The sequence below is a fragment of the Methylobacterium oxalidis genome, from assembly GCF_007992195.1.
Lineage (GTDB): Bacteria > Pseudomonadota > Alphaproteobacteria > Rhizobiales > Beijerinckiaceae > Methylobacterium > Methylobacterium oxalidis.
Genome location: NZ_BJZU01000077.1, coordinates 1 through 6,799, shown reverse-complemented (window position 1 = coordinate 6,799; position 6,799 = coordinate 1). Strand labels below are relative to the sequence as shown.

Here is a 6,799-nt window from a genome sequence, read left to right as displayed (position 1 = left end):
GTCCCTCTCCCGAACGGGAGAGGGGACCAGCCCCCCATCGTCTCAGGGCAGTGCAGGGTAGCCCGCGCCGGGTCTGTCCGGGGGCGGTCAGCGGCAGGCGGTGACCGTGCGCACGATCCAGCCCTCGCCCTCCTGCCAGAGCTTGCGCCGGCTGCGGGTGCAGTTCGCCGCCGGGGCCTCGCCCGCCGTCCAGGTCACGCCCGGCCCGCCGCTCGCCGCGACGTGCGCGGCCACCTTCGGCGCGACCGCCTCCTTCGCGGAGACCTTCGCCTTCGCGGCGGCCTGCGGCTTCGCGGCCGTCTGCGGCTTCGCGGAAGCCTGCGGCTTCGTCGCCTGCGCCGTCGCGGCGGCCTGGGGCTTGGCCGCCGGCCGCTCGGTGGCCCGGCGCGCCTCGGCGGGCGCGGACACCCATGCGGATGCGGTCAGGACGAGCACGAGCGAGGCCGTGCGGGCGGGCCGAGACGGGAGAAACGGCACGGGACGAATCCGGGGTGGGGGCGGCGATTCGCGGCTGGATATGCGCCCGCGCCCGGCGCCCCGCAATCGTCGCGACCGCACTGTCCCCATGCTCTCATCCGGAATGGTGAAGAGGAGCCTCATCCGGAGGTTGTAGTGCCGGGCAGGACAGTGCCCGAACGGTAACGCTTCGGCGAGACGCGGGCCCGCGATGCGCCGCGGGGCGTGACGGGCGAGCCCCGGATTTGCTAGAGGAGGGCCAAGACCGAGCTTGGCCGCCGCGACCGGACGCGCGGGCTCGGCGCTAAGGCCCCCCGCCCGCCACGGTCGGTCGACGCCAGGGGCCCCGAAGGGACGTCTCGCATTCCATGTCCAGACTGACGCGCCGCACGCTGCTCACAGGCTCGATGACCGGCCTCGTGCTCCTCCGCTCCACGCTCCTCGGCCACGCCCAGGGCGGGCCGCCGCCGGAGGACGGCATCGACGGCTTCGCCGGCTACGACGACGACCGGCTCTACCGCGACGAGGCCGGCCAGCTCTACCGCCGCCGCGGCGGCCAGTACGTGCCCTACACGGGCCGCGAATCCTACGGCCGGCCCGTGCCCGGCACCGAGCGCGCGCCCCCGCCCCGCCAGAGCGCCGACGAGGCGCCCCCGCCCAAGGGCGCGCCGGTGCCGAAGCTCGGCGAGAACCGGCCCGTGGACGACGGCCCGATCGACCACGCCCGCGCCTACGCGGCGATCACCGACGACGCCTTCCCGGTGCAGGCCTTCAACTGGAAGAAGGCCAACCCCGTCTTCCTGCGCCAGGAGGTCGCCTTCGGCGGCCGCTACGAGCCCGGCACCATCGTGGTCGATCCGCGCGCCCACCACCTGTTCCTCGTCCAGGCGGGGGGCCGCGCCCGCCGCTACGGCGTCGGCGTCGGCAAGCAGGGCTTCTCGTGGTCGGGCGGCGCGACCATCAACTCGAAGCAGGCCTGGCCGGACTGGTACCCGCCCAAGGAGATGATCGCCCGCACCCCGAAGCTCGCCCGCGAGGTGAGCCAGCTCCAGAGCGGGCTCGGCGTGCCCGGCGGCACCCGCAACCCGCTGGGCGCCCGCGCGCTCTACCTGTGGCAGGGCAACAAGGACACGCTGTTCCGCATCCACGGCACGCTGGAGCCGACCTCGATCGGCCGCAGCGTCTCCTCGGGCTGCATCCGCATGATCAACCAGGACGTGATCGACCTCTACGGCCGCGTCGCCCTCGGCACCAAGGTGGTGGTGCTGAGCTGATCCTCCGCGGGCGCCGGCCCGGGCCGGCGCCGGACCCGGCCGCGGTGGCCCCCGCTCCGGTAGAAGCGCTCGCGCCGCCGCTCCAGGTGCCCGCTCGCCTCGCGGATGCGCAGCAGGTCCTTGCGCGCCACGAGCCCGACGAGGCGCCGGCTGCCGGGCTCGACCACGGGCACGCGCCCGTGGTCGCCCGCCACCATCAGGTCGGCGAGGTGGCCCACCGTGTCGTCCGGGTGGACGAGGGGCAGGCCCGCGTCGGAGACGAGGTCGGCGAGGCTGCCCGTCACCGCGCCGCGCGCCCGCTGCCAGCCCATCAGGTCCCGCAGGGTCACGAGCCCCACCGGCACGCCGGCCGCGTCGAGGACCGGATAGGCCCGGTGCCGGGGCGCCTCCGACGCGAAGAAGGCGAGCGCCTCCTCCACCGGCATCTCCGCCGGCAGGGTCTCGACCGCGCGCACCATGATGGCCGAGACGCGGGTCAGCTCGAACGGGTCGACGGCGTACTCGCGGGTGATGTGGACGCCCCGCCGGGCGATCTTCTCGGTGAGGATCGAGCGCTTCAGGAGGAGCACCGTGACGGCGTAGGCGGCGGTCGTGGCCGCCAGCAGCGGCGCCAGCGCCGTCATGTCGCCGGTCAGCTCCACGGCGAAGAGCGCGCCGGTGAGCGGCGCCCGCATGGTGCCGCCCATCATCGCCGCCATGCCGATCAGGGCCCAGAAGCCCGGCGTGCCCGGCAGGACGGCGCCCTCGATGGAGCCCAGCGTGCCGCCGAGGATGAGGAGCGGCGCCAGCACGCCGCCCGAGGTGCCGGAGGCTAGCGCCGCGAGCCAGATCGCCGCCTTGACGAGCAGGATCGCGGCGGCCGCGCCGAGGAGCAGGTGCCCGTTCAGGAGGTCGCCGATCACGTCGTAGCCGACGCCGAGCGCCCGCGGCTCGATCAGGCCGCCGAGCCCGACCGCGAGGCCGCCGAGGGCGGGCCACCACATCCAGTGGACGGGCAGGCGCTCGAACGCGTCCTCGGCCCGGTAGAGCAGCGTCGTGAGGAGGCCCGATTGCAGCCCCGCCACGGCGCCGACGAGGATCGCGAGCCCGAGGATCCGCGGCGACGGGGGCAGGGCCGCCGCCAGCGGGAAGAGCGGGCCGGCCTCGAACAGGAAGGGCCGCCACGCCGCGGCGAGCACGCAGGCCACCGCCACGGGGATGAAGCTGCGCGGCTTCCACTCGAACAGCAGCAGCTCCACCGCCAGGAGGACGGCCGCCACGGGCGTGCCGAAGATCGCGGTCATGCCGGCTGTCGCGCCCGCCACGAGGAGCGTCTTCCGCTCCGCCGCGGTGAGGTGGAAGAACTGCGCGAAGAGCGAGCCGATGGCGCCGCCCGTCATGATGATCGGCCCCTCCGCGCCGAACGGGCCGCCGGTGCCGATCGAGAGGGCGGAGGAGACGGGCTTCAGCACCGCGACCTTCGGGGACATGCGGCTGCGCCCGATCAGGATCGCCTCGATCGCCTCCGGGATACCGTGGCCGCGGATCTTCTCCGAGCCGAACCGCGCCATCAGGCCGATGGCGAGGCCGCCGAGGACGGGCGCCGCCACCATCCAGGGCGAGCGCGCGACCTCGGCGAAGCTGACCGGCTGCGTGCCGAGGCGGCCGAACCAGACGAGGTTCGAGACGAGGGCGATCAGCTTCACGAGCCCCCAGGCCGCGAGCGCGCCGCCCGATCCCACCGCCACGGCCATCGCCGCGAGGATCAGGATCCTGCGGTCGGCCGTGAAATCGCCGAGCGTCCTCCGCGGCGGGGCCGCCCCGCCATCCGCTCCGGTTCCCGTCGTCATGTCGTCTCCCGGTCGTGTCCCGTGCGACGCCTCGGCGCCGCGCGCAGCCGGGATTTATATCGTAATACGATGTAATCAATCGTTCGACCGCCAATTGCTATCGGGGATTGCGCGGTCGGCAGCCTGCACGGGACGATGGCGGCGGCGGGCCGCGGGAGGGATCGGCACGATGGGGCAGAGCGCGGACGAGACGCTGGCGCCGGCCGACTACGCGGCGCTCGCGGCCTTCCGCCACGCGCTGCGGCGGTTCCTCGCCTTCAGCAGGGCGGCGGCGCAGGAGGCCGGCCTGCCGCCGCAGCAGCACCAGGCGCTCCTCGCCATCAAGGGCGCGCGGCCGCCGGTCAGCGTCGGCCAACTCGCCGAGAGCCTGATCGTCGCGCCCCACACGGCGGCGGAACTCGCCGAGCGGCTCGAGGCGGCGGGCCTCGTCACCCGCGCGCCCTCCGCCGCCGACCGCCGCCGCCTCGACCTGACGCTCACGGGGAAGGCCGAGGCGGTGCTGGGCCGGCTGAGCGCGGCTCACCGGGCCGAGCTGCGGGCGGTCGGGCCGCTCCTGCGCGACCTCCTGCGGACGATCGAGGGCGGTGAGCCGGACCCGCCCTGAGCGGGGCGCTCACGCGCCCGTGTGCTCGGCGACGTAGCGGCCGAGCGCGCTCGCGGCGTTGAGCATGTGGGCGCGCATGCGCCGCGCCGCCGCCTCGCCGTCGCCCTCGGCGATCGCCGCCAGGATCTCGCCGTGCTCGGCCCGCGAGCGCACGATGCGCTCGCCCTGGCGCAGCTGCGTCCGGCGGAAGGCGGACAGCCGCGTGCGGATGGCGAGCGCCTGCTCGGCCATGAAGGCGTTGTGCGTCGCCCGGTAGAGCGCCTCGTGGAAGGCCCGGTTGTGGGCGTCGTAGGCGTCGAAATCCCCCGCCTCCACCATCGCGCCCGAGCGCTCGTGCAGGTCGAGGAGGTGGCTCCGCTCCAGCGGCGTCATCCGGTAGGTGGCCAGACGCACGCACATCGCCTCGACCTCGGCGGTGGTCTCGAACATGTCCATGATCCGCTCGGGCGTCATCCGCGTGACGACGACCCCCCGGCGCGGGCGCACCTCCACGAGGCCGCTCACCGCGAGCTGGCGCAGCGCCTCGCGGACGGGCGTGCGCGAGGCGCCGAAGCGGTCGGCGAGCTCCTGCTCGTCGAGGCCGGTGCCCGCCGCCAGCGCGCCGGCCGCGATCTCGTCCGTCAGCGCGTTGCGGATCTGGTCCGAGAGGAGGCCGCGCTCCCCGACGATCTCGTCCATGCCGCACCTCCCGAACGCCGCCGCTCTGTATGCGGAAAAACCAACCGACAGGCGTCTCGTATCACGAAGTGACGGATTTGGGCAGTTGTGCATACGCGGAAATTGACATCCGTCTCGTTCGCGCTCAGATAGGGAGCCGGATCGGCCGTCCCGGCAAAGGGTTGTCCTCATGAGGGGGTGCCCTCATGGAGCGGCGCCCGCGGCACGGTCTCGCGGGCCCGGGCCCGCGGCGAGGGAGCGGATCGGATGGCGGACTGGCACCGGGAGCGCGCGGAGCGGGACGGGCGGATCGCGGCGGGGCGGGCGCAGGCCGCCGGCAAGGTCGTCCCGGCCGCGAGCGCGGTGGCCCTGCTCGAGGCGATCCTGCGCCCCGGCGACCGGGTCTGCCTGGAGGGCGACAACCAGAAGCAGGCCGACTGCCTCGCCCGCGCGCTCAGCCTGTGCGACCCGGCCAAGGTCCACGACCTGCACATGGTCCAGTCCGGCATCGTGCTGCCGGAGCACCTCGACATCTTCGAGCAGGGGATCGCGAAGCGGCTCGACTACTCGTATTCCGGGCCCCAGGGCGGGCGCATCGCCCGCATGCTGTTCGGCGGGCAGATCGAGCTCGGCGCGGTCCACACCTACCTGGAGCTGTTCGCCCGCTACTTCATCGACCTGACGCCGCAGGTGGCGCTGATCGCGGGCGTCTCGGCCGACCGGGACGGCAACCTCTACACGGGGCCGAACACCGAGGACACGCCGACGGTGGTCGAGGCCACCGCCTTCAAGAACGGCATCGTGGTGGCGCAGGTCAACGAGATCGTGGACCGGGTGCCCCGCGTCGACATCCCGGGCGACCGGGTCGACTTCGTGGTGGCGGCCGACACGCCCTTCTACGTCGAGCCGCTGTTCACCCGCGACCCGGCGGCGATGACCGAGACGCAGATCCTGATGGCCATGATGGCGATCAAGGGGATCTACGCCGAGTACGGCATCCGCCGCCTCAACCACGGCATCGGCTTCGGCACGGCGGCGATCGAGCTGCTGCTGCCGACCTACGCCGAGCGGCTGGGCCTGCGGGGCAAGATCGCCACCCACTGGGCGCTCAACCCGCACCCGACCCTGATCCCGGCGATCGAGTCGGGCTGGGTGAGCCAGGTCCACTGCTTCGGCTCGGAAGTCGGCATGGACCGCTACATCCGCGAGCGGCCGGACGTGTTCTTCACGGGCAGCGACGGGAGCCTGCGCTCGAACCGGGCCTTCTGCCAGACGGCCGGGCTCTACGCCTGCGACCTCTTCATCGGCTCGACCCTGCAGATCGACCTCTCGGGTCACTCCTCCACGGTGACGCAGTCCCGGGTGGCGGGCTTCGGCGGGGCGCCGAACATGGGCTCGGACCCGCACGGGCGGCGCCACCCCTCCGACACCTGGATGAAGGCGGGCCGCGAGGCGGGCGGCTCCGGCGACCCGGCGCTGACGCGCGGGCGCAAGCTCGTGGTGCAGATCGTCGAGACCTTCGGCGACAAGCTCAGCCCCGCCTTCGTGGAGCGGCTCGACGCGCTGGAGCTCGCCCGCAAGATCGGGCTCGAGCTCGCCCCCGTGATGGTCTACGCCGACGACGTCACCCACATCGTCACGGAGGAGGGCATCGCCAACCTCCTCCTCTGCCGCACGGCCGACGAGCGCGAGCAGGCGATCCGCGGCGTGGCGGGCTACACCGAGATCGGGCGCGGGCGCGACCGGGCCATGGTGGAGCGGCTGCGGGCGCGGGGCATCGTGCGCCGCCCGGAGGATCTCGGCATCGAGCCCCTCGACGCGGACCGCTCGCTGCTGGCCGCCCGCTCGATCAAGGACCTCGTGCACTGGTCGGGCGGGCTCTACGACCCGCCGGCCCGGTTCCGGAACTGGTGATGCCCGCCCCGCATGCCGGGCCGCCCGCCCCACCTCTCCCGTCCGGGCGGGCCTCACCTCTCCCG

At 74.0% G+C, this 6,799-nt stretch carries 6 protein-coding genes; 3 read left to right on the top strand and 3 right to left on the bottom strand.

Annotated features, from left to right (window positions below):
• Nucleotides 1-87: 87 nt before the first annotated feature.
• Nucleotides 88-477, bottom strand: coding sequence for a hypothetical protein (locus MOX02_RS18635; protein ID WP_147027300.1), 390 nt, complete (start codon nucleotides 475-477; stop codon nucleotides 88-90).
• A 347-nt stretch (nucleotides 478-824) separates the two neighbouring features.
• Between MOX02_RS18635 and MOX02_RS18630 the strand changes: the two genes are divergently transcribed.
• Entirely contained in the window at nucleotides 825-1,730 is a 906-nt protein-coding gene (locus MOX02_RS18630; RefSeq protein ID WP_147027299.1) for a L,D-transpeptidase, read from the top strand.
• On the opposite strand, the gene MOX02_RS18625 is transcribed toward MOX02_RS18630, so the two are convergent.
• Complete coding sequence (locus MOX02_RS18625; RefSeq protein ID WP_147027298.1) at nucleotides 1,685-3,559, bottom strand: chloride channel protein; 1,875 nt, start codon at nucleotides 3,557-3,559, stop codon at nucleotides 1,685-1,687. The two genes, MOX02_RS18630 and MOX02_RS18625, sit on opposite strands and share 46 nt — an antisense overlap.
• Before the next feature lie 169 nt (nucleotides 3,560-3,728).
• Between MOX02_RS18625 and MOX02_RS18620 the strand changes: the two genes are divergently transcribed.
• Entirely contained in the window at nucleotides 3,729-4,163 is a 435-nt protein-coding gene (locus MOX02_RS18620) for a MarR family winged helix-turn-helix transcriptional regulator (protein ID WP_147027297.1), read from the top strand.
• A gap of 9 nt (nucleotides 4,164-4,172) precedes the next feature.
• On the opposite strand, the gene MOX02_RS18615 is transcribed toward MOX02_RS18620, so the two are convergent.
• Complete coding sequence (locus MOX02_RS18615) at nucleotides 4,173-4,841, bottom strand: GntR family transcriptional regulator (RefSeq protein ID WP_147027296.1); 669 nt, start codon at nucleotides 4,839-4,841, stop codon at nucleotides 4,173-4,175.
• Nucleotides 4,842-5,087: 246 nt separating this feature from the next.
• Between MOX02_RS18615 and mdcA the strand changes: the two genes are divergently transcribed.
• Nucleotides 5,088-6,734 carry a malonate decarboxylase subunit alpha gene (gene mdcA / locus MOX02_RS18610; RefSeq protein WP_147027295.1) on the top strand — a complete coding sequence of 549 codons (1,647 nt, stop codon included), beginning with the start codon at nucleotides 5,088-5,090 and terminating at the stop codon, nucleotides 6,732-6,734.
• The last annotated feature ends 65 nt before the right edge of the window (nucleotides 6,735-6,799 follow it).